The following is a 24,569-nucleotide window of genomic DNA, read 5'->3' as shown; positions in this document are numbered from 1 at the left end:
TTCTGCTATGGCAGGCACGACCAAAATTTGAAAAGATTAAATGTTACATGAGTAAATACATACTTTATTAATAATGATCAACAAATATAATGTTCGATTATATTTGCCGTGGGGCCACTCACAAGTATTCAAAAAAAGAAAAGGAAGTGAAATAAATGGAGATGTTTTTGCAACAGCTTGTAAACGGACTCTCTTTGGGTAGTATTTATGCCCTTATGGCATTAGGTTATACAATGGTATATGGGATTATCGGCCTGATTAACTTTGCGCACGGTGATATCTATATGGTTGGGGCCTTTTTTGGTTTCTGGTTGATTACAGGGTTAGGGTTGAATATCGTTCCTGCACTTATTTTAACAATGATTTTTACAGCAATTTTAGGGGTAATTATTGAGCGTGTGGCATACAAACCCTTACGTAAATCAACACGTATTGCAGCCTTAATTACGGCAATAGGGGTATCTTACCTATTACAAAACTTTATGATCTACTATGTAGGACCAGAAGTACGTGCGTTCCCTACATCATTACCAAACTTATCACTGGATTTAGGTTTATTTACGATTTCAACACAACAAGTAGTGATCTTCATTGTAACGATTATCTTGATGATTGCCTTACAATACACTGTTCGTCAAACGAAAATGGGACAAGGGATGCGTGCAGTATCTGTGGATGCTGATGCAGCGCGTTTAATGGGGATTTCAGTAGATAATGTCATTTCCTTTACGTTCGCTATTGGATCGGCTTTAGCTGGTGCTGGCGGGGTCTTAGTAGGTATCTACTATAACTCTATTTCACCAACAATGGGGTTAACACCTGGTATTAAAGCTTTCGTAGCCGCTGTTTTAGGTGGTATCGGATCAATTCCTGGTGCCATGTTAGGTGGTATTTTAATCGGTGTGGTTGAATCAATGGTATCTATGATTGGTTTATCTACTTGGCGTGACGCTGCGGTTTACTTCATTTTGATTATCATTTTAGTCTTCAAACCTAGCGGATTGTTAGGTAAAGGCACACAAGAGAAAGTATAGGAGGGTGTATGATGAAAAAAGAATCATGGGCAAAAAACTTCTTTACTAAATCAACAATTACTTGGATTTGTGTGATTTTGGGACTATTCTTCTTAATCATGGCAGCCTATTTAATGGGATTAGTAACGTCGTTCTATCAAAATATTATGGTGACAATTGGGATTAATATGATCCTAGCTGTTGGCTTGAACTTAGTAGTAGGCTATGCGGGACAATTCTCGCTTGGTCACGCAGGGTTTATGGCGATTGGTGCCTACGTTGGTGCCATCCTTTCAACGCAAATTCCAGGACCAATCGGTTTCTATGCTGGTATGGCTGCTGGGGCTGTTTTAGCAGCTATCGTCGCTTTAATCGTAGGGGTTCCTACCTTACGTTTGAAAGGTGACTACTTAGCGATTGCAACTTTAGGGGCCTCTGAAATTATCCGTATCATCATCCAAAACTTGGAAATCACTAACGGTGCCGCTGGTATCTCAGGTATTCCAATGAACGTAACTTGGATTACTTTATTTATCTTCATCGTTTTAACAACATTATTAATTGTAAACTATATCCACTCTAGTCCAGGACGTGCTACTATTGCCGTTCGGGAAAATGAAATAGCTGCCGAATCTGTTGGGGTAAAAACAACTAAATATAAAATCATTGCCTTTGTAATCGGTGCTGTAACAGCTTCAATTGCAGGTACTTTATACGCAGGTTACTTCTCAGTAATCAACCCATCACAATTTACTTTCCAACGTTCAATCGATATTCTAATTATCGTTGTATTCGGTGGTATCGGATCAGTAACAGGTTCATTCGTTGCGGCAATTGCCTTAGGACTACTAAACTCAGTTTTAGCCCCTTTAGGTCAATTACGTATGGTTGTATATGGTATCGCGATTATCGCCATCATGGTATTCAAGCCATCAGGTTTGATGGGTGATTTTGAATTACAATTCAGTAAATTATTCAACCGCAAGAAAAAAGATTCTGATAAAGAGGAGGCATAACCATGTCATTATTGACGATTAAAGATTTAAATAAAAATTTTGGCGGGTTAGCCGCTGTATCGAATGTAAATATTGATTTAGAAAAGAATGAATTAGTTGGACTTATTGGCCCTAATGGTGCAGGTAAAACAACCTTATTCAACTTGCTGACTGGTGTTTATGAGCCAAGTTCAGGTGAAGTAAAATTATCAACTGACGAAGGTGACGTGGTTTTAAATGGTAAAGAGCCAAGTGAAATCAACCGCTATGGTTTAGCAAGAACCTTTCAAAATATCCGTTTATTTGGTCAGTTGACTGTTTTAGACAACGTGCTAGTAGCTTTACATACTAAACACGGCGCTAGCTTCTTGTCTAGTGTTTTACGTACACCAGCTTTCTACAAAAACCGTGAAGAATTAAAAGAACGCGCAATCGAATTGTTAAGTATTTTTAACCTTCAAGATTTAATATATGAAAAAGCGAAAAACTTGCCGTATGGTCAACAACGTCGTCTAGAAATTGTTCGTGCCTTAGCGACCGAACCAAAGATTTTATTCTTGGATGAACCAGCTGCAGGGATGAACCCAAATGAAACAGCTAACTTAACTGAATTGATCCGTCAAATTCAAAAAGATTTCGACATTACAGTTGTCCTTATCGAACATGATATGTCTCTTGTAATGAATGTATGTGAACGTATCTACGTATTGGAATACGGTAAATTGATCGCCCACGGTACACCAAGCGAAATCCAAAGTAATCCAGCTGTTATCAAAGCGTACTTAGGAGGCGAGTAAAATATGACAATGTTAGAAGTAAAAGATTTGAAAGTCTCATACGGTATGATTGAAGCGATTAAAGGCATCAGCTTTGAGGTGAATCAAGGTGAGATTGTTTCCCTAATCGGTTCCAATGGTGCGGGTAAATCAACAACATTACGTACGATTTCAGGTATCAAACCAGCCAAAAGCGGACAAATCCTTTATGAAGGACAAGATATCTTGAAATCAAACGCAATGAAAATTGTAAAAGCTGGGATTTCTCAAGTACCTGAAGGTCGTCATGTATTTAAAGGGATGTCTGTTAAAGAGAACCTTTTAATGGGTGCTTACACCCGTAAAGACCGCGATGGCTTAAAAGAAGACATGGAAAAATCATTTGAATACTTCCCCATCATCAAAGAGCGTTTAAACCAAGACGCGGCCACTTTATCTGGTGGGGAACAACAAATGGTGGCTATGGCAAGAGCCTTGATGGCTAAGCCAAAATTATTATTGTTAGATGAGCCTTCAATGGGGTTAGCGCCATTGTTCATCCAACAAATCTTCAACATCATTGAAGAAATCAATGCGGCTGGTACAACTGTTCTATTGATTGAACAAAATGCCAAGCAAGCATTAAGCATCTCTGACCGTGCTTACGTAATGGAAACGGGTAAGATTTTATTATCAGGATCTGGTCAAGAATTGTTAACCTCTGAGAAAGTACAAGAAGCTTATCTTGGTGGGGCAATGTTATAGATTTAAAGAATCTTAATATAAGCGTTGAGTAATCGTAATGGTTTACTCAACGCTTTTTATGTATAATGCAAGGGAAAATGGACCAATTATGACCAAAACGAGCTGTATGCAAGGAGGTGACAATATTTTGGTAAATAAAAAGAAGCAAAAGAAACGCAAAATAAACGGTTGGCAAGGTTGGTTGAAAGGGTATCAACAGGTATTTAGGCTAATTTTCAAAAAAAGAAAATATAAAAAAATACGATATCCTTCAAAGAAGAAACGTGGGCAACGTCGTAAACAGATATGGTTAGGAACACTTGCAATTCTTGGATTAATCCTATTTTTCCTTTCCCAAGACTATCAAGGCGTACCCACGTCAAGTGAGACCTCCAGTGAAGAAGTTGAAATGGTGTATACAGACCAAGAATTTGTGGATTTAATCGGCCAATATGCAGTAACGGAATACCCTGAATCTCAAGTATTGCCAAGTATTGTCACTGCCCAAGCAGTACTGGAATCTAATTTTGGTAGAAGTCAATTATCTAGTGAGTATTTTAATTTATTTGGCCGTAAATCATATAGCCCAAACGATCCAAGTGTAGATTTACCCACACAAGAATTTGTGAATGGCCGATATATTACGGTGGATGAGCCTTTCCGGATCTATACATCTTGGGAAGAATCAGTAGCTGATCACGGAAGATTGCTTGCAAACGGCACTTCATGGAATGAAACACATTATAGTGGTGTTTTGAATGCAAGCTCGTATAAAGAAGCGGCCTATGCCTTGCAAGAAGCTGGGTATGCTACAGATCCTAATTATGCAGAATCTTTGATAGATGTGATAGAAAGATACGAATTAACTCGGTTTGATAACCAGGTTCAATAGGATTAGTGAAAGAAAATTCATTTGCAATGGTTGCTATTCAAGTGTATTATAAAAGATGAACAATATTTCGGTATATTGTACTTTTTATAGGGGGTAAAACCGTGGCAAAGACTAAGAGCTATAAGGACATTGCATATCAATACCTAAAGGAACAAATCGATAGTAATTTGCTATTACCAGATACACACTTAAAAGAAGTGGAAATTGCAGAAACGCTAGGCATGAGTCGTACGCCGGTTCGAAAAGCCATGGCACAACTTGCTGAAGAAGATTATATTCGTATTGAACAATACAAGGGTGCAGTAGTAGCGAAAAATGCACTAAACGCACGAGCAATTGTGGAACGTCTACAATTTATTGAATTATTAACGATGAATCTCTTCCAGCAAATGCAAAATAAAGATGTCCAAGTAGACACCGAACGCGTTGAAGAATTGAAACAAAATATTTCTGAATCACTTGCAGCATATGACTTGGAAACTTACTTCGATACTGAGTTCAAAATGTTTACCTATTTGGTATCCTTCTATCCGAATTCGTACTTTAGACAGGTTACCTTGAATACAATTCAACCCCTACATGAATTGTACATAAAAGAAGCCAAGGAAGACCACTCAGCCTTCAAACGTGAAGCGAACGATTTAAAAGAAATCTATCCAACGATGCTGAAAGCTTTAGTACATAAAGATTATGCGATGGCGCGTAAACAAGCCCGCATCTGGATAAACCAATTAATTCTTTATCAAATCAACAAATAAGTGACAGAGACGAATCTTAAAAGGTTCGTCTTTTTATGCCTTTAACCTTCGGCTGGAAAAAAGGCGCTTTACTAAACATTCACAGATTAGGATTAATGATCATACAGCCATTGTAAGTGATCGATGTAACCATAATAAAATTGAAACATTCCATGCTGAATATTGAGTGTCAATCGTAACTAATTAAACAAAGTGGCAGGCGAAGAATGGCCGACTTTGCACTATAATCAGACTCTCTTGACCAGCTTTAGTCCACTTGAGATTAGACTGCAATCGACTACGTCAGTCACTAGACTAACCTTCCAGTGTTTTTGGGCTGAGCGGTCTCGCTCAGACCTTGTTTTCGTTGAACAGGTGTTCTATTAATGGTATCCTTAACAGTGAAACTATACGGGGAAGGTGGCCTAATGATGGCATTGAATCAATTTACTAAGGGGCTTAATGATCGACAAAAGGAAGCTGTTGAGCATACCGAAGGGCCGCTATTAATTATGGCTGGTGCGGGTAGTGGGAAGACGCGTGTTTTGACCCACCGCATGGCATATATTTTAAGTGAGAAAGATGTAAATCCTTGGAATATTTTAGCAATTACCTTTACCAACAAGGCCGCTAAAGAGATGAAAGAACGGGTGTCTGCCCTTGTAGGACCTGACGCAAACGATATGTGGGTATCTACATTCCACGCTATGTGTGTACGAATTTTAAGACGAGAAGCGGAAGCGATTGGCTTTACGCGGTCATTTACCATTGCGGATCCATCTGAACAACAAACCCTAATCAAACGTATTATTAAGGAATTGAACTTAGACAAGGACAAGTTTTCTTATAAAATGTTGTTAGGGCGTATTTCTGATGCGAAAAATAACTTAATGCTGCCTGACGACTACCGTCAAAATTATTCTGGCTACATCGAAGACGTGGTGGCAGATGTATATGAACGCTACCAAAGAGGGCTACAAGCAGCGCAATCTTTCGATTTCGATGATTTAATCATGTATACCGTTAAATTATTCGACCAACAACCAGATATCTTGAAGTACTACCAACAAAAGTTCCACTATATCCACGTGGACGAGTACCAAGATACCAATGAAGCCCAATATAAATTGGTAAAACAATTAGGTGACTACTTCCACAACGTTTGTGTGGTAGGGGACGCGGACCAGTCTATTTATGGTTGGCGAGGTGCCAATATGGAAAATATCTTGAACTTCGAAAAGGATTATCCAAAATCAACCACTATCCTATTGGAACAAAATTACCGGTCTACTAAAAATATCTTGCAGGCGGCCAATAATGTCATCAATAAAAACACCTATCGTAAGGATAAGACCCTTTGGACAGATAATGACCAAGGTGAATTGATTTCTTATTATCGGGCGCAAAATGAGCGTGACGAGTCCAACTATGTCATCGGTAAAATTAAAGATGCTATCAAAGGACAAAGCAAGCGTTACGGAGACATTGCCATCCTGTATAGAACCAATGCCCAGTCCCGTGTAATGGAGGAGAATTTGGTCAAGGCCAACATGCCTTACCGGATCGTAGGCGGACTAAAATTCTACGATCGTAAGGAAATTAAAGACATTCTAGCTTACCTGCGTCTACTGGCCAATCCGTCTGATAACCTATCATTTACGCGGATTATCAACGTGCCTAAACGTGGTATTGGACCAGGAACCCTAGATAAATTAAACACATTCGCCAGCCAGCAAGGGATTTCCCTTTTACAGGCGGCAACCCTAGTCGACCATTCACCAATCACTGGTAAAGGTGCTACGAATTTAAAGGCTTTCGGCAAGATGATGGCCAATCTCCAAGCACAACGCGAATTCTTAGCCATCCAAGACTTAGTCGAGGAAATTTTAGCGCAAACCGGCTACTTAAAAGACTTGGAAAATCAAAAAACACTTGAAGCTGATGCCCGCATCGACAACATTCACGAGTTTATTTCGGTAACTCAAGAGTTTGACAAACGTTGGGAAGCTGAGCGAGAAGACCGGGAACAAGCAGCGCAAATTGCGGCCCAAGAAGAAGCGGACCGGCCGACAGAATTACAAGCAGCCAACCTCAACCAAAGCGACAACAATCCGGAAAATAACCCACTCAATCCAGATGGTAGCTTCAATTTATTCGACCTTGAAGGGATTCAAGCAGAACTTGATGGTGTGATTGACAACAATCCGGCTGAAGATGATGCCTTGATGGGCTTTATCACGGACTTGTCATTGGTATCAGATTTAGACAACCAAGAAATTGACCAACAAGGGGAATTGACCTTGATGACCTTGCATGCAGCTAAGGGACTTGAGTTCCCAATTGTTTTTATTATTGGGATGGAGGAGGGCATGTTCCCACTAGCCCGTGCTGCTAAAGAAGAGTCTGAACTTGAAGAGGAACGCCGACTTGCTTATGTAGGCATTACCCGAGCGGAAGAGAAATTATACTTAACCAATTCATTGTCACGGTTGCTTTACGGGAAATACCAATCCAACCCAGTGTCGCGATTCATCGCAGAAATTGATGACGAATTATTAGATGACAGCGAAAATGAGCGGTCTGTTTTCCAACCATCTGGTGGTAGTCAATCAGACTTGCCATTTGGCTCAGGCTCAACGTTTGCGGCGGATTATGCTAGCAAACGTAAACGGGCGTCCAACACCTATGAAAGAGCCAATGCCCAGTCCTACTATGAACGGAAGAAAGAAGCGAAACGGTCAGTATTTGACCCAGTTACCGCTAATAAAGATATTAAAACAGTGGACGGTCCAGTAACTTGGTCTATCGGTGATAAAGCCGTCCACAAAAAATGGGGTGTTGGGACAGTTGTCAAGGTTTCAGGAACTGGCAACGACCAAGAGTTAGATATCGCTTTCCCTAATCAAGGAATTAAGCGTCTATTATCTGCCTTCGCCCCAATTGAGAAACAAGCTTAAATTATCCATCACGGAATAAAAGGAGATTGAACGATGACAAAGGATGACCAACAAAGTACTGATGTTGCCCGTATTGAAGCCTTAACCCATCTTTTGAATGACTATGCCTACCAATACTACGCCTTAGATAATCCAACGATTTCAGATACCGAATATGACAAACTTTACCGTGAGTTGCAGGATTTAGAAGCCAAGTACCCGACCTTTATTCAAGCTGAATCACCAACGCAACGGGTGGGGGACGTTGTAAGTGAAGCCTTTACCAAGGTAACCCATTCACAACCTATGATGTCTCTAAGTAATGCCTTCAATTTTGACGAAGTGGCCAAGTTCGTTGAAGATGTCAAAAAGAATGTCAATGGTCAAGTGCGCTTTGTCTGTGAATTAAAAATCGACGGTTTGTCCGTAGCCATTCAATATGAGAACGGTCGTTACGTCCGGGCAGCCACTCGGGGTGACGGGGTCGTTGGTGAAGATATTACCAACAATGTTCGTACCATTAAATCCGTCCCAATGAAACTCCGCCAAGACATTGATATCGAGGTGCGCGGCGAAATCTATATGCCTAAGGATGCCTTTTTGGCTTTAAATGAAAAACGTGAAGAAGCGGGCTTGCCAACTTTCGCTAACCCAAGGAATTCAGCGGCTGGATCCATCCGTCAATTGGATTCAAAAGTCACAGCCAGTCGTAATTTGAATATTTTCTTATACTCAGGGGTCTTTTCTGACCAATTACCCATCAAGAGCCAACAAGACTTGTTCCAACATTTCCCAGAATATGGCTTGCGCGTAAACCCGCTAACCAGAGTGTGTGAAACGTTTGAAGAAATACAAGCCTACATTGAAGAAATGACTGCTAAACGTCACGAATTGTCTTATGGGATTGATGGGATTGTCATCAAAGTAGATGATTTCAGCGACCAAGAAAGCTTAGGCTACACGGTTAAGGCGCCGAAATGGGCCATCGCCTACAAATTTCAAGCCGAAGAAGTGGAAACAACTATCCATGATATCGAATGGACGGTTGGGCGTACTGGTGTAGTGACCCCAACTGCCATTATGGAACCAGTTTTATTAGACGGGTCAACTGTTCAACGGGCTAGTCTCCACAATATGGACTTGATTGAAGCCAAAGATATCCGCCTAAATGATACAGTGGTCATCCATAAGGCGGGGGATATCATTCCAGAAGTGGTGACGGTTGTATTAGACAAGCGACCGGAAGATTCAACGCCGTATCCAAAACCAACGACTTGTCCGGTTTGCCATAGCGAGCTAGTCCATTTAGAGGATGAAGTGGCCTTGAGATGTGTGAACCCAGCTTGTCCAGCTCAAGCAAAAGAGAAGTTGTATCATTTCGTATCTCGAAACGCTATGAATATTACCGGTGTTGGCCCATCTGTCCTAGAACAAATGTATGACAAGGCCAATGTCCATAGTCCTGCTGATTTATACCAAGTCAAGAAAGACCAATTGATGGCCTTAGACAAGGTTGGAGACAAGGCGTCGGATAAGATTATCCAAGCAATAGAAGATTCTAAAGAAAATTCCCTAGAGCGCTTATTATTTGGTTTAGGCATTCGTCATGTTGGTGCTAAAGCAGCTCGTCAGATCGCTGAAGTGTACCCAAGCATGCAAGAAATTATGACCAAGGAAATCGCCGATTTAACCAGTATTGAAGGGATTGGTGAAACTATCGCGGATTCCATAGTTGCCTTTTTTGCCACAGACGGCGCGCGCGAAACCATTGACGCCCTAGTAGAAAATGGCGTCAACATGCAGTATAAGGGACCGGTTAAAGCAGAAGTTGAAGCCATTGATTCCTTCTGGGCCGGCAAAACAGTTGTCCTAACTGGTAAATTATCTCAGTACACAAGACCGGAAGCTAAGAAAGCTATCGAAGCCTTAGGTGGTAACGTTACAGGGTCTGTTTCTAAGAAGACGGATATCCTAGTTGCCGGGGAAGATGCAGGGTCAAAATTAACCAAAGCAGAAAACTTAGGTGTTACTGTATTTTCTGAACAAGACATGGTCGACAAGTTATAATATAATAGACCAATAGAAAGAAGAAAATGCGGACTTGTGATTGGGGAGAATACCAAGTTAAGAAAGGGAATGTCGTGTTGAAAATCAAAAAATTCAAAACATTATCCATATTATTGGTGGCGACCTTGGCCCTAACAGCCTGTCAAAATGACCAAGCAGATTCAACCGAATCAGCAGGTTCAGCCAGCCAAACTTCATCTAGTAATGAGGAACAACAAACACAAACAAGCCAACTGTCGACAGAATACTACTCGTCATACATTAGTGACGGCACTTACCAAACCAATTCTGCTTCAGGAATTACAGCGGGGGTATCTTCACAAGCCAATGCGGAGAATTTAGAGCGCGGCTTGTATGATTTAGCCAAGAATATTTTCGCCACTGAAGACTACTCGCTCCAAGAAGGACAAGTCATCGGCGAGGACCAGACCTTGACTTATTTAACAGCCCAATCGGACGAAAATCCAGATGGCCTAAATCCGTCCGGTTATGAATCGACCACTATAGACGGGTTTGAGCCCCGCTATTTAAACACCATTATGGAATACGATTTCGTTGATCGGGACGGGAATATCGCAGGGATTTCAATCGGTTTAGGAATGAACTATTCAGATATTTTCAAGTCTGATTCAGACAGTGAAGAAGTGGAAATTACCTCTGAAGAGCGTATCGAACATGGGAAGCAGATGGCTGAAACCATCGTCGCTGACATTCGTGAAAACGGAGCTTACGCGGACACACCGATCCATGTAGCCATCTTTGAAAACGAAGCATCTGGTGATTTAGGTGGCGGAACCTTCTCAACAGATGCCGTTTCATCAAGTGGGAACTCATTTGGTGACTGGTCAACCTACAACCAAGACTTCGTCGTTTACGGCGTCGATGACGCACCAAACGAAGAGGACACAGTAGCCTTCACCCGCTTCCGTGACCAAATTCAAAGCTTCTATCCGCAACTATCCGGTCTATCAGGGGTAGGTTACTACCAGGATAACGAGCAACAAAACATCAACATCGTCATCAACAGTCAATTCGATGGCTATAGCGAAATCATCGCTTTATCACAGCAAGCCATTTCAACCGCAAGCTCAGTATTCAACAGCAATATTGAGATTCAAATTCAAGTGGTAACCGCTGACGGCGTTCGGGCCCTATTGACTAGAAGTAAAGACGCAGACACCTTCAACTATGTACTCGTAGATTAAAGGATGTAATATTTTATAACATACTTTCCTCTTTTTCTGAACTGAAAAAGGGGTAGGCGGCTTATTTCTGGCTCACAGCCATAAAACGAATAGTCATCTTGATAGGCAAGTTTTAGTAAAAAAGCTTGTCTATTCGCATTTATAAGTTATTTTCCAATGGTGAAGATTAAAATTGTAAAAAAATACTCATGTAACCTTAATTAACATTGTTGACTTGAGCCGTTTGTGCTAAAATAAAACAGGTAAAATAAGGCGAAAACTAAGCTGAAGAATGAAGGAGGAACCCGTTATGTCAATTTCTGAAGAAGAAGTTAAACGGATTGCTAAATTAGCTAAATTCAAGGTTGAAGATGAAGATGTCGTTCACTTTACTGAAGAATTTGGGAATATTTTAAATATGATTGAAGAATTACAAGAAATCGATACTACCGATGTAGCACCTATGTTTTGGGCAGTCGATTTTGAAAACGTGATGCGCGAAGATAAAGTTGTGAAAATGCAAACGCGTGATGAATTATTTATCAACGCCAAAACAACAGTCGATGGTTTTATCGAAGTGCCATCAATTATTGATACAGATGGAGGCGACGCTTAATGGAAAAATTTACAGATACAATTCGCTCATTAAATGAGAAATTAGTAGCAGGCCAAGTGACATCTGTTGAATTAGTGGAAGAAGCTATCCGCCGTATTAAAGCAGAAAATGACACAATCAACGCGGTCATCACTTTAGACGAAGAGAATGCTTTAGCAAAAGCCAAAGCATCTGACGAAAAAGGTTACTCCTCTGACCGACCATTACAAGGGATTCCGATTGGATTAAAAGACAATATTTTAACAAACGGTGTCACAACTACAGCAGCATCTAAAATGCTAGCTGACTTTGTACCGATTTATGACGCAACAGTTACTGAAAAATTAGCTGAAGCAGGCGCGATTAATATTGCCAAATTAAACATGGACGAGTTTGCTATGGGTGGTTCTAATGAAACTTCTCATTTTGGTCCAGTCCGCAATCCATTTGATACAGACCGTGTACCAGGTGGTTCTTCAGGTGGTTCAGCCGCCGCAGTTTCAGCTGGTCAAGTGATGGCAACATTAGGTACCGATACAGGTGGTTCAATCCGTCAACCGGCGGCTTACAACGGTATTGTGGGGATGAAACCTACTTATGGTCGTGTATCACGTTGGGGCGTTATTTCTTTTGCTTCTTCATTAGACCAAGTTGGGCCAATGACCCGTACAGTTGAAGATAACGCGATTATGTTAGAAGCAATTGCTGGTTATGATGACCATGATTCAACTTCAGCAAATGTTGAAGTGCCTAACTATGTAGCTTCTATGAAAGATGGGGTTCAAGGTTTAACTGTTGGTGTACCGGTAGAGTTCTTTGGTGATTCAGTTGATGATCAAGTGAAAGAACAAGTACGCGCATCAATCAAGCAATTAGAAAATGCTGGTGCAACTGTTAAAGAAATCAGCTTCGAAAACTTAAAATACGGTATTCCTGTTTACTATATCATCGCCTCTGCAGAAGCATCTTCAAACTTACAACGCTACGATGGTATCCGTTACGGTTACCGTGCAGAAAACTTCAACGACCTAGAAGAATTGTATGTCAATACAAGAACTGAAGGTTTCGGTGACGAGGTTAAACGTCGTTTAATGACAGGTACATTCTCAATTGCCTCTGAAAACTTCGACGAATACTTCATGAAAGCTGCTAAAGTACGTATGTTAATTAAAGAAGCCTTCGACAACATCTTCTCTGAAGTTGATTTAATCGTCTCGCCAGTAACTACTGGTACAGCCTTTAAATTAGGTGAGAAGAATGATGATCCAATCGAAATGTACATGGCTGACTTATTAACAGTTCCTGTAAACTTAGCTGGATTACCAGGGTTATCAATGCCTGTTGGGTTTGACGATAAAGGTCTACCAATCGGTTTACAAATCATCGGTAACCGTTTCGAGGAAGAGAAAATTTACCGTGCAGCATACGCTGTTGAACAAGTAAACGACGCTTATACAAAACATCCAGCAGAGTAAGAGGGAGGAAATCGCATGAATTACGAAACAGTCATTGGACTTGAAGTCCATGTCGAATTAAAGACAGAATCAAAAATGTTCTCTCCATCTGCCGCTCACTTTGGAGCAGAACCTAACACAAACACAAACGTTATTGACTTCGGTTACCCTGGTGTCTTACCAAAAATGAACCGTCGCGGTATTGAATTCGCCATTAAAGCCGCTTTAGCTTTAAACTGTGAAATCAACCCAGTACAACACTTCGACCGTAAAAACTACTTCTACCCAGATAATCCAAAAGCTTACCAAACAACTCAATTATGGCGACCAATTGGCGAAAATGGTTGGATTGAAATTGAAGTTAACGGTGAAACGAAAAAAATCCGTATCGAACGTCTTCACTTAGAAGAGGATGCTGGTAAAAATATTCACGGTGCTGGTGACTCATTAGTTGATTTGAACCGTCAAGGTACGCCACTATTAGAAATCGTATCTGAAGCAGATATGCGTTCACCAGAAGAAGCTTATGCTTACTTGGAAAAAATCCGTGAAATCATCCGTTTCACAGGCGTTTCTGATGTGAAAATGGAAGAAGGGTCAATGCGTTGTGACGCCAACATTTCTTTACGTCCTTATGGCCAAAAAGAATTTGGTACTAAAAACGAATTGAAAAACTTGAACTCATTCAACTATGTTCGTAAAGGTTTAGCTTACGAAGAAAAACGTCAAGCACAAGTCTTAAACGCAGGTGGTGTGATTGAACAAGCAACTCGTCGTTACGATGAAAACACTGGTAAAACACAATTAATGCGTGTAAAAGAAGGGGCTGCCGACTACCGTTACTTCCCAGAACCAGACCTACCGCCATTTACAGTATCTGATGCTTGGTTAGAGGAAATTCAAGCCAGCTTACCAGAAATGCCGGCTGATCGTCGTAAACGTTATGTAGAGACTTTCGAATTACCAGAATATGACGCTCAAATTTTGACGCAAACCTTAGAAATGTCTGACTTCTTTGATGCTACAGTGAAAGCTGGCGCTGATCCGAAACAAGCTTCTAACTGGTTAATGGGTGAAGTGAATGCTTACATGAACGATAATGAGAAAGACTTAGACCAAATTGGTTTAACGCCAGAATCATTAGCAGAAATGATTGCCTTGATTGAAGATGGTACTATCTCAAGCAAGCAAGCGAAGAAAGTATTCAAAGTCTTAGCAGATAAAGGTGGTTCAGCTAAAGAGGTTGTTGAAGCTGAGGGATTAGTACAATTATCTGATCCAGCACAATTGTTACCATTAATTACTGAAATTCTTGATAATAACCAACAATCAATTGACGACTATAAAGCTGGTAAGAAGAAAGCGACTGGTTTCTTAGTTGGCCAAATTATGAAAGCTACTAAGGGTCAAGCGAACCCACAAGTTGTTAATCAATTATTAACCGAAGAATTGGATAAACGTTGATATCATGAATAATTGATTTCTTGCTACATTTGAATATTCAGACAATATGAAGGCTCTCCTAGGTGTTACTGAATGGTAATACTGTAGGGGAGCTTTTTTCTTTGGCATGGGTGTTTCATGCGGAATTTGGTGGGCACTCATATTTGATAAAAATGGATGAGAAATCAAATATGAAACCCTATATTTGAAATAAAATCGTAAAAATTCAAGTATGAGCATTCATTCTTGAGAATGAATGTATAGATAACACCTCCTATACACTAACATGAATCACTCAAAATATTTTTGTTATGAAAATATCGATGAATGCTTACTAATACTATATTTCAAGAAAGATTGATAAAATAATAAAGAAACCCCTTTCAAAAAAGCTTGACTTTGTGTTTTTGAAATATATAATAAAAATATGAAACGTTTCAAGTATAGGAGGTTGAAAGATGTTATATGGTGCAATCGAGGCAGGTGGAACTAAATTTGTCTGTTCTGTGGGAGATACAGAATATAATACATTAGATAAAATTAGTATCAAGACCACTAGCCCTGAAGAAACTTTTAAAGAATTACTTCAGTTTTTTGATCAATACAAAGACAAGTTGATAAGCTTTGGTATTGGATCATTTGGACCAATTGAAGTCGATATCAATTCTGATAAATATGGTTTTATCACAAATACACCCAAAAATTTGTGGAAAAACTTTGATTTTATAGGTACATTAAAGAATGAATTCGATATACCAATGTATTGGACCACGGATGTGAATGCTTCCGCGTATGGCGAGTATCATTTTGGTAATGGTGAACACGCATCTAACTTAGTATATGTAACTATCGGCACAGGTATTGGTGGTGGCGCTATTCAAAATGGTGAATTTATTGGTGGTATATCCCACCCGGAGATGGGTCATATGATTGTAAAACCATATGGTGATTCTTTAAAAAAAGGAAACTGCCCATTTCATGATTACTGTTTAGAAGGTTTTGCAAGTGGACCGTCCATTCAACATAGGACGGGGGTAAGAGCAGAGTTATTAGATGAAAATAGCATTGAATGGGATATAGAAGCTTATTATATTGCACAAGCGGTATTGAATATTACATATACGATTAGACCAGAACTTATTATTCTAGGTGGTGGCGTGATGAATAAAGATAATTTGATTCAAAAAGTACATGAAAATTATCTGAAAGTAGCAGGTAATTACTTAGAAATTAATGATATTGCGCAATATATTGTATTACCTAAACTAGGAAGCGAAGCAGCCATTAAAGGATGTTATAAATTAGCTGAAAAAGCTTTGAGTAACTAGATATGAAAGAGGGATAACAGATGGCGACGATGAAGGATGTAGCAAAATTAGCAGGCGTGAGTGTGGGGAGCGTAAGTAACGTATTTAATGGTATCAAAGTAAAACAAGATACTTATGATAAGGTTACTGCTGCAGCAAAAGAGTTAAATTTTGAAACAAATAATTTAGCAAGAAGTTTTAAACTAAACCATACAAATACAATTGCTTTGATAGTACCTACTATATGGCATCCATTCTTTTCATCGATTGCGTTTTATTTAGAAGAAATAGCAGAAAAAAAAGGTTACCATGTTTTTCTATGTAACTCTAATGACAATGAAACTACTGAGCTAAAATATATTAAAATGTTGAGAAAAAACAAAGTGGATGGTATCATCGCAATCACGTATAAAGATATTGATGCGTATATGGAAAGCTCTCTACCATTTGTCAGTATTGACAGACATTTTAATAAAGGCGTCAGCATAGTTTCTAGTGACAACTACAACGGAGGCCGATTAGCAGCTCAAACTTTAAGTGAAAAGCAAGCCAAGAAATTATTATTCGTGGGTACTCATAATGCATTTTCAAATGAAACGATGAAGAGAAGACAGGGGTTTGAAGATTACTGTGTTGAACATAAAATAGATTATCATGTTATTGACTTATTAGAACCTCATACAGATTTTACAAGTGAGCTATTAGAAATGATGGATGCCCATAAGGAAATTGATGGCATCTTTTCAATAAATGATTTTGTGGGATTAAACATCATTAATATTCTTAAAGAACTAGGTAAAGAGGTAGTTAAAGATTATCAATTAATTGGTTTTGATGGAATCAAAATGAGTAAAGAGAGAGAGTATGAGGTTTCAACTATTGTGCAACCTGTTAAAGAAATCGCCTATAGTGCTTTTAACATATTAATGAAGCAAATAGAAAATCCCGACTATAAGGCACAACAAATTCTTCCGATTCAATTTGCGGAAGGTGGAACTACTAGATAATACAGTAGTTTTTGAATAAAAATGAAACGTTTCAAGTTAAGGAGTGAATAAAGTGACACAAGCGAATCAAACGATAAAGAAGCGTAGTTGGGTAACTCAGTTAAACAATCAAAAATATTTGTTTTTATTACTAGTACCAGCTGTTTTAATTACTTTAATTTTCAAATACTTTCCGATGTATGGGATTCTACTAGCTTTCAAAGATTACAATCCAATGCAAGGGATAGCCGGCAGTCCATGGGCAGGCTTAAAGCATTTTAGAGATTTCGTGAGTTCTCCTAATTTTGGAACATTGTTAGGAAACTCTTTAAAACTATCTATTACAGGTTTGATTTTCGGATTTTTTCCACCAATCATTATTGCTTTAATGCTTAATCAGATTATCTCTAAGAAAATTAAAAGTACATTGCAGACTATTTTATATATGCCTAACTTTATTTCAACGGTAATTATAGTTGGGATTATCTTTTTACTCTTTGCTTCATCTGGACCAATCGTATCTATTCTTCATACTATGGGAATAGAAGTACCCAACTTTTTGACAGATCCAGGCTCATTTAGACCGCTGTATATTATTTCTGGTATTTGGCAAGGAATGGGATGGGCATCCTTGTTATATACGGCAGTATTATCTGGGATTGCACCAGAATTATACGAAGCAGCCGATATTGACGGTGCCTCAATTTTGCAAAAGATTTTTTATATAGAATTACCAACAATGAAACCACTAATTACAATTAATTTAATTTTATCAATTGGGGGTATCATGAACATTGGTTATGAAAAAGCATACTTGATGCAAACGAGTCTTAACTTACCTAGCTCTGAGATTATAGATACTTATGTATATAAAGTAGGTTTGCAAGCTGGGGATTATTCATATTCAACAGCAGTAGGTCTATTCAATACAGCAGTTAACTTAATTTTACTAGTAACTACGACAATTATTGTGAATCGAATGAATCGTAGAAAGGCGGTAGCATAATGAACTCAGTCAGCTATACGGGAAAAGATAGGTTTTTTAAGTTAATCAATTCGTTGTTACTAGCCTTAGTGATTGCATCAATCATATTACCTGTTGCATATATCCTAATTGCTAGTTTTATGGATCCAAATGTTTTAATCAATCAAGGGATTAGTTTTAATGCAAAAGATTGGACCCTGCAAGGTTATTTAAAAGTAATTGCAGACCCTGCTATTGTAAGAGGGTTTATCAATTCATTCTTATATTCAACTGCATTTGGCGTGATGAATGTACTAGTAACGATGTCAGCCGCATATCCTATGAGCCGAAAGGATTTATTATTTAGAAAACCTCTTATTGCTTTCTTCATGATTACGATGTTTTTCGGAGGAGGTCTAGTGCCTACATATCTATTAATTAGAAATATTGGATTACTAGATTCACCATTAGCTTTGATTTTACCAGGTAGTCTTTCGGTAGGTCATCTGTTATTAGCAACAGTATTTGTTGGAGGTCTTCCTGATGAAATGTTAGAAGCAGCAAAAATTGATGGTGCAAATGATATTCAAATCTTTTTCAAAATGATTATGCCATTAAGTAAACCAATCATGTTTGTAATTTTCTTGTACTCATTTGTTGGTATGTGGAATAGCTATTTTGAGGCAATGATCTATATTAGTAGCCCAGAATTAGAACCACTTCAATTAGTGTTAAGAAGAATTCTCGTTCAAAATCAACCGCAAGCAAATATGATTGGTGCACAAACCGCAATGGCAGAAATGAAAAAAATAGCAGAATTAATCAAATATTCTACAATTGTTGTTTCTAGTGCACCACTCCTTATAATGTTCCCATTCTTCCAAAAATACTTTGAAGAGGGTGTCATTCGAGGATCAATTAAAGGGTAAAAAATTTAAATTAATTGTATTAAGAAGGAGATTGAGAAAGATGAAGAAAAGATATTTGAAAATTGCATCTACCTTACTTACATCAGCCTTTATTCTAGCTGCCTGTGGGAAGGGTGAAGCAGGGCAAACTGCTGCAGAGGACTATGGTTTAGAGAATGTTCAGTTCCCATTGGAAGAAGAAGTAACGTTAAACTTGATGACGAATTCCTCACCTTTGGCTCCAGCTGATCCAAATGATAAATTAATTTTCCAACGCTTAGAAGAAGAAACGGGCGTCCATGTTGAATGGAATAATATCGTTGATGACTATGCGGAACAACGAAATTTAGCTATTGCCGCAGGTGATTTACCAGATGCGATGTTCAATTCAGAAGCAAGTGATAAAGAATTACTATCATGGGCTGAGGATGGTGTTATTGTACCCGTAAATGATCTAGTTGAACAGTATATGCCAAATCTGAGCGCTATTTATGAGAAATATCCACAATATAAAGAGCTAGCTACTGCACCTGACGGTAATATGTACTCTTTCCCTTGGATTGAGGAATTAGGTGAAGGCAAGGAATCTATTCATACTGTTAATGGTATGGCTTGGATTAACGTAGAATGGTTGGATAAACTTGGCTTAGAAATGCCACAAACTACAGATGAATTAATGACTGTTTTAGAGGCTTTCAAAAACGATGATCCTAATGGAAATGGTGAAGCTGATGAAATTCCATTAAGTTTTATTGACGGTGGTGGAAATGAAGATTTTAAAATTTTAATGGCAGCCTTTGGTGGTGATGGAGATAATGATAATCACTTAGTGATAAACAACGATCATTCCTTGAATTTTACTGCTGACGATGAAAATTACCGTAAAGGAATTGAATATTTTAGCGAACTTTATAAAAAAGGTTTAATCGATTCTGAAGCTTTCGAACAAGATTGGAATACATACGTTTCAAAAGGAAATGACCAAAAATTTGGCGTTTACTTCACTTGGGATAAAGCAAACATTACTGGGGCAAATGATAGCTATGATGTATTACCAGTATTAGCAGGACCTAACGGTGATAAGAAAATTACTAGAACAAATAACTTTGGTTTCCAACGGGGACGTTTCGTTGTGACAAGTGCAAACAAGAACTTAGAATTAACTGCTAAATGGGTAGATAAGATGTATGAACCTTTACAATCAGTTCAAAATAACTGGGGTACTTATGGTGATGAAACACAACAAAACGTTTTCAATATGGGTAAAAATAAAGATGGTCAACCTATGTTACAACATGCCGATTTAGCTGGTACAGCACCTGGTGAATTACGTCAAAAAACTGAGGCGAGTGGTCCACTGGCAGTATTAGATGAATACTACGATGTATACACAACTGTACCGGATGATGCTCAATGGCGTCTAGATTTGATGCATGATGCTTACTTAGATTACATTAAGAATGACTATAATTATCCTCAATTATTTATGAATGTTGAAGACTCAGAAAGAATGGACCAAATTCTAGCAGATTTAAATCCTTACTTAAATCAAAAACGTGCCGAATGGATTATTGGTGGTGTAACGGATGAAGAATGGAGTAATTACTTGTCTGAGCTTGAACGATTAAACTTACCTGAATTAATGGAAATCTATGACCGAAACTATAAAAATTATTTAAGTAATATAGGAGATTAGCGATGAATTTATTAAAACAGGCAAACGAATTTGTGGTGGCAAATAAACCACATATTGATGAGCAGTATAAACCAACATTTCATTTGGCACCAGAATATGGTTGGATGAATGATCCCAATGGTTTTGTATATTACCGTGGCGAGTATCATTTGTTTTATCAATCCAATCCTTATGATAGTAAATGGGATACGATGCACTGGGGACATGCAAAATCAAAAGATTTAATTCATTGGGAACATCTACCGATTGCATTGGCACCTGATCAACCATATGACATTAAAGGTTGTTTCTCAGGTTCTGCCATTGTGGTAGAGGATGAATTGGTTCTTATTTATACAGGTGTGTCAGAAGTGAACGGTGTTGTGCAACAAGTTCAGTGTATTGCTAGATCATCGGATGGTATTCATTTTGAAAAATCCGTCCATAATCCAGTAATTGATCAAAGTAACCTGGGTGATCTAGGGACAACCGTTGATTTTCGGGATCCTAAAATATTTAAACGAGATGATACTTACTATACAGTTGTTGCATCTAAAACTACAGAAGACAACCCAACGCGCGGTCAGATTTTTATTTTCTTTTCATCTGATTTAATTCATTGGTCACAAGCTTCTATATTAATAGAAGGAAATGCTCAACTAGGTAATATATGGGAGTGTCCCGACTTATTTGAACTAGACGGAAAAGATGTATTGATTTTAAGCCCTATGAATATGCCACAACAAGGTAACCAATATCAAAATTTAAATTCTTCAATAGCTATGATCGGCGAAGTGGATTGGACCAATTTATCCTTTAAATTAGAACGATATGAAGAATTAGATTATGGGTTAGATTATTATGCGGCACAGACGTGTCTCGATAATCAAAATAGAAGAATTGTTGTGGCTTGGCAGCAAATGTGGGAAAGAACCAATGTATTAGATGAAAAGCAAAGTGGATGGTCAGGTATGATGACTTTACCTAGGATATTGTCTATTGAAGATAATGCTTTGGTTCAGCGTGTACCAAATGAGTTTTACGAATACTTGAAGCCAGTAGTAGAACAAACTGAGATCTTGACCGAGTTTGAAATTACAGATACTTCATTCCAATATGCAAAAGTAGAGGCTACAACTAATTTGGAACAATTTTCTATAAAAATTGAAAATGAGTTAGAAAAGTATGTAGAAATAACATTACACAATAATGAAGTGAAATTTTCCCGTTTAAATGTTACTCCTGAAATTGAAGGTAAGGAAACTAATGTAAGCGAACGCTTCATAGATGTTCAACCTATACGAGAGATTGAAGTGTTTATCGATGCGTCATCAATCGAGATACTCATAGATGGCCGTTCATTAAGTAATACAGTATATTTCACCAAACCTGTAAATACGTTCAAATTTGCTAGTGAAGATATTCAATCTAAAACGATAATACTTAGCAGTATGAAATAACATGAACACATCCGGTTAACAGACTAAAGTGTGATGAAGTAAAGGGGTTAATAATGTGGTAGAAATCAATTTAAAAGGAATTCATAAAAAATATGAAAAATCAGACGCATATTCAGTATCTGATTTCAACTTAGATATACGCGATAATGAATTTATTGTATTTGTTGGGCCATCTGGTTGTGGGAAATCAACTACTTTACGTATGATTGCTGGATTAGAAGAAATTACCGAAGGGGAGTTAGTGATTGATAATGTTGTTGTCAATCAACTGCCACCTAAAGATAGAGATATCGCCATGGTATTCCAAAACTATGCCTTATATCCCCACATGACAGTTTTTGAAAATATGGCCTTTGGTTTAAAATTGAAAAAAGTAGCCAAAAATGAAATTAAACGACGCGTGGATCATGCAGCAGAATTATTGCAAATCATAGAGTTGCTAGATAGAAAACCGGCTGATTTGTCTGGTGGACAAAGACAACGTGTGGCTTTAGGGCGATCAGTAGTTCGAGATCCAAAAGTGTTTTTAATGGACGAACCACTATCAAATTTAGATGCAAAATTACGTGTGCATATGCGAAAAGAAATTGCTAAACTTCATAACGAATTAAATGCAACAATGATTTATGTAACACACGATCAAACAGAAGCAATGACATTAGCAGACCGAATTGTTATTATGAATCAGGGTGTTATTCAACAAATTGGGACACCTTTTGAAGTATATAATCATCCTAACAATGCATTTGTAGCAAGTTTTATGGGATCCCCAGCTATGAATATTCATGAGGTGACTTACGAAGATGGCCACATTTATGATGGAAAGGGATTTGTGCTTAAAGTGAATGAACCTTTTAGAAAAGAGCTAGATGAGCAAGGATATCAAGGTCAAACGGTATTGTTTGGTATTCGTCCCGAAGATATCCAAACAGAACAAATTGTTTTGGAAGCATCTCAAGGTTCAGTTGTAGAAACTAAGGTAATTATTTCCGAATTAACAGGAGCAGATTCCATCCTTTATTTAGATGTATTTGGAACAGAATATGTGTCATTAGTTGATTCACGTGACTATCATGCCCAAGGGGATCTGGTATCTGTATCATTCAATATGAATAAAGCACATTTCTTCGATAAAGACAATGAAAAATTAATCAAATAGAATTATGAAAAAGTCGTATGCTGCATTCAAAATGGCATACGACTTTTCCTAGGAACAGGCCCAAAAATCGTCCCACCGTCAGTATTAATTAACGCACCATTTAGCCAAGAAATTGTCATATCGTGAAAAGTATATTGATCTATCATTGTCCTATCTCCTTTTTCTTTGTACGAATCTATCCAACAGTATTCATTTACGCCTGCTCAACAATCAGGGAAATGCCTTGCCCACCACCGATGCAGAGGGTTGCCAAGTCGTATTGAACCTGACGATTAGCCATCTCATGAACCAACGTCACTAAAATGCGCGCCCCGGATGCACCAAGTGGAAGAAGCTATCCGACGCATTAAAGCAGACAATGAGGTTATTAACGCTGTGATCACATTAGACGAAGAAAATGCTTTAGCTAAAGCCAAAGTATGTGACGAAAAAGGTTACTCCTCTGACCGATCATTATAAGGAATTCCGATTGGATTATATGAAAGCTACTAAGGGTCAAGCGAACCCACAAGTTGTTAATCAATTATTAACCGAAGAATTAGATAAACGCTAATTTTGAACGAAACTAAAACATGTCTGTTCTACCAAATCGGTGAATCGGACATGTTTTTTTATCGTTAGTAAACGCATCACAAAATCTTTTGTTTACACTTGCCCTCAAATACTCTGATATGGTCAGTTATCCTTTTTCGCTGTTAAGGCGCGCGAGATAGTTTCAGCTTTAATCTTGCAGAAGCATCTCACAAACCTAAGTTATGTAATAAATAATTTCAAAATCTAATATTCTGTGCATTAAGCTAGCAAAATCAATTAGGATATTTAAGGTATATTTACTCGCCCAAAGTTGGGGTAAAACTGGTTACAGTTTAAATGTAAATAAGTGCTGTTTGTCCTAGCAAGTGAAGGGATTTGACTGGGTAGGGTAAAGAAGAAAAAATATAAAATTAAGTAGTAAATATAAACTAAAAAGGCTTGATACAAACCCAAGTTTTCTCTATGACTTGACAATAGCTGTTAACGTTTGTATCCTTATAGGTGTTGAAAAGAGAATATGATTTGTTAGGCAGAGGCTCCTATACAAACACAGGCTACTGCCCAGAAACGTCCAGAGACGCCAATGGGTATAACAGGATCATCCGATAGAAGGAATTTCTAACGTAGCTAACAGTAATGTTTACGTTGTATAGTGCTAAAACTCCACGAAAAGATCAAATAACAAAAACAGGTATATGCCCATTTTTGTTGTGGATATTTAGAGTAGGCTCTCGCTAATTTTAGTGGGGGCTTTTTATATT

At 38.2% G+C, this 24,569-nt stretch carries 19 protein-coding genes, 3 pseudogenes and 1 riboswitch; of the genes and pseudogenes, 21 read left to right on the top strand and 1 reads right to left on the bottom strand.

The window, feature by feature from the left end; genetic code table 11:
* The first annotated feature begins 155 nt into the window (after positions 1-155).
* From ACFW0C_RS01705 to ACFW0C_RS01610, 20 genes and pseudogenes are all read left to right on the top strand, one after another.
* The gene (locus ACFW0C_RS01705; RefSeq protein ID WP_378104817.1) at positions 156-1,034 is read left to right on the top strand and encodes a branched-chain amino acid ABC transporter permease; all 879 of its coding nucleotides are present in this window, start codon (positions 156-158) and stop codon (positions 1,032-1,034) included.
* Between the two features lie 8 nt (positions 1,035-1,042).
* Positions 1,043-2,029, top strand: coding sequence for a branched-chain amino acid ABC transporter permease (locus tag ACFW0C_RS01700; RefSeq protein ID WP_378104816.1), 987 nt, complete (start codon positions 1,043-1,045; stop codon positions 2,027-2,029).
* Positions 2,030-2,031: 2 nt separating this feature from the next.
* Entirely contained in the window at positions 2,032-2,805 is a 774-nt protein-coding gene (locus ACFW0C_RS01695) for an ABC transporter ATP-binding protein (protein ID WP_378104814.1), read from the top strand.
* Between the two features lie 3 nt (positions 2,806-2,808).
* Positions 2,809-3,528, top strand: a complete 720-nt coding sequence (locus tag ACFW0C_RS01690; protein ID WP_290489963.1) for an ABC transporter ATP-binding protein — start codon at positions 2,809-2,811, stop codon at positions 3,526-3,528.
* A 127-nt stretch (positions 3,529-3,655) separates the two neighbouring features.
* A complete protein-coding gene (locus ACFW0C_RS01685; RefSeq protein WP_378104811.1) occupies positions 3,656-4,399 on the top strand; it encodes a glycoside hydrolase family 73 protein in 744 nt (247 codons plus the stop codon).
* A 101-nt stretch (positions 4,400-4,500) separates the two neighbouring features.
* On the top strand, positions 4,501-5,157 hold the full coding sequence (locus tag ACFW0C_RS01680) for a GntR family transcriptional regulator (protein WP_378104809.1): 657 nt from the start codon (positions 4,501-4,503) through the stop codon (positions 5,155-5,157).
* Positions 5,158-5,564: 407 nt separating this feature from the next.
* Positions 5,565-7,694: pseudogene (locus tag ACFW0C_RS01675) on the top strand (UvrD-helicase domain-containing protein); the annotation flags it as partial.
* 240 nt (positions 7,695-7,934) lie between these two features.
* A pseudogene (locus tag ACFW0C_RS01670) lies at positions 7,935-8,093 on the top strand (hypothetical protein); the annotation flags it as partial.
* Positions 8,094-8,126: 33 nt separating this feature from the next.
* Positions 8,127-10,139, top strand: a complete 2,013-nt coding sequence (gene ligA / locus ACFW0C_RS01665; protein ID WP_378104808.1) for an NAD-dependent DNA ligase LigA — start codon at positions 8,127-8,129, stop codon at positions 10,137-10,139.
* Between the two features lie 26 nt (positions 10,140-10,165).
* Positions 10,166-11,344 carry a CamS family sex pheromone protein gene (locus ACFW0C_RS01660; protein WP_378104806.1) on the top strand — a complete coding sequence of 393 codons (1,179 nt, stop codon included), beginning with the start codon at positions 10,166-10,168 and terminating at the stop codon, positions 11,342-11,344.
* Between the two features lie 289 nt (positions 11,345-11,633).
* Positions 11,634-11,939: an Asp-tRNA(Asn)/Glu-tRNA(Gln) amidotransferase subunit GatC gene (gatC, locus tag ACFW0C_RS01655; RefSeq protein WP_016897919.1), complete on the top strand. Its 306-nt coding sequence runs from the start codon at positions 11,634-11,636 to the stop codon at positions 11,937-11,939.
* Positions 11,939-13,393 carry an Asp-tRNA(Asn)/Glu-tRNA(Gln) amidotransferase subunit GatA gene (gatA, locus tag ACFW0C_RS01650; RefSeq protein WP_378104803.1) on the top strand — a complete coding sequence of 485 codons (1,455 nt, stop codon included), beginning with the start codon at positions 11,939-11,941 and terminating at the stop codon, positions 13,391-13,393. The genes gatC and gatA overlap by 1 nt, the downstream gene beginning before the upstream one ends.
* Before the next feature lie 15 nt (positions 13,394-13,408).
* On the top strand, positions 13,409-14,836 hold the full coding sequence (gatB, locus tag ACFW0C_RS01645; RefSeq protein WP_003141494.1) for an Asp-tRNA(Asn)/Glu-tRNA(Gln) amidotransferase subunit GatB: 1,428 nt from the start codon (positions 13,409-13,411) through the stop codon (positions 14,834-14,836).
* Positions 14,837-15,273: 437 nt separating this feature from the next.
* Positions 15,274-16,143 (top strand): ROK family protein, encoded by an 870-nt coding sequence (locus tag ACFW0C_RS01640; RefSeq protein WP_378104800.1) that lies wholly within the window; start codon positions 15,274-15,276, stop codon positions 16,141-16,143.
* A 20-nt stretch (positions 16,144-16,163) separates the two neighbouring features.
* The gene (locus ACFW0C_RS01635) at positions 16,164-17,129 is read left to right on the top strand and encodes a LacI family DNA-binding transcriptional regulator (protein WP_378104798.1); all 966 of its coding nucleotides are present in this window, start codon (positions 16,164-16,166) and stop codon (positions 17,127-17,129) included.
* A gap of 52 nt (positions 17,130-17,181) precedes the next feature.
* Positions 17,182-18,114 carry an ABC transporter permease gene (locus ACFW0C_RS01630; RefSeq protein ID WP_378104797.1) on the top strand — a complete coding sequence of 311 codons (933 nt, stop codon included), beginning with the start codon at positions 17,182-17,184 and terminating at the stop codon, positions 18,112-18,114.
* Positions 18,114-19,001 (top strand): carbohydrate ABC transporter permease, encoded by an 888-nt coding sequence (locus ACFW0C_RS01625; protein WP_378104795.1) that lies wholly within the window; start codon positions 18,114-18,116, stop codon positions 18,999-19,001. Before ACFW0C_RS01630 ends, ACFW0C_RS01625 begins: the two co-directional genes overlap by 1 nt.
* A 40-nt stretch (positions 19,002-19,041) precedes the next feature.
* Positions 19,042-20,676 carry an ABC transporter substrate-binding protein gene (locus ACFW0C_RS01620; protein ID WP_378104794.1) on the top strand — a complete coding sequence of 545 codons (1,635 nt, stop codon included), beginning with the start codon at positions 19,042-19,044 and terminating at the stop codon, positions 20,674-20,676.
* A 2-nt stretch (positions 20,677-20,678) separates the two neighbouring features.
* Positions 20,679-22,115 (top strand): glycoside hydrolase family 32 protein, encoded by a 1,437-nt coding sequence (locus ACFW0C_RS01615; protein WP_378104792.1) that lies wholly within the window; start codon positions 20,679-20,681, stop codon positions 22,113-22,115.
* A 55-nt stretch (positions 22,116-22,170) separates the two neighbouring features.
* Positions 22,171-23,274 carry an ABC transporter ATP-binding protein gene (locus tag ACFW0C_RS01610; RefSeq protein WP_378104791.1) on the top strand — a complete coding sequence of 368 codons (1,104 nt, stop codon included), beginning with the start codon at positions 22,171-22,173 and terminating at the stop codon, positions 23,272-23,274.
* A gap of 193 nt (positions 23,275-23,467) precedes the next feature.
* Here the strand turns inward: ACFW0C_RS01610 and ACFW0C_RS01605 are convergent.
* Positions 23,468-23,602: pseudogene (locus tag ACFW0C_RS01605) on the bottom strand (acetyl-CoA C-acyltransferase); the annotation flags it as partial.
* On the opposite strand from ACFW0C_RS01605, the gene ACFW0C_RS01600 reads away from it, so the two are divergent.
* Positions 23,590-23,733: a hypothetical protein gene (locus ACFW0C_RS01600; protein ID WP_378104790.1), complete on the top strand. Its 144-nt coding sequence runs from the start codon at positions 23,590-23,592 to the stop codon at positions 23,731-23,733. The pseudogene ACFW0C_RS01605 and the gene ACFW0C_RS01600 sit on opposite strands and share 13 nt — an antisense overlap.
* A gap of 589 nt (positions 23,734-24,322) precedes the next feature.
* Positions 24,323-24,489, top strand: a riboswitch (M-box (ykoK) riboswitch).
* The last annotated feature ends 80 nt before the right edge of the window (positions 24,490-24,569 follow it).

It is taken from the genome of Aerococcus sp. NPDC058936 (genome assembly GCF_042741995.1).
In the GTDB taxonomy this organism is placed as follows: domain Bacteria; phylum Bacillota; class Bacilli; order Lactobacillales; family Aerococcaceae; genus Aerococcus.
The sequence above is the reverse complement of the archived record's forward strand: the minus strand, read 5'-3'. Positions and strand labels throughout refer to the sequence as shown.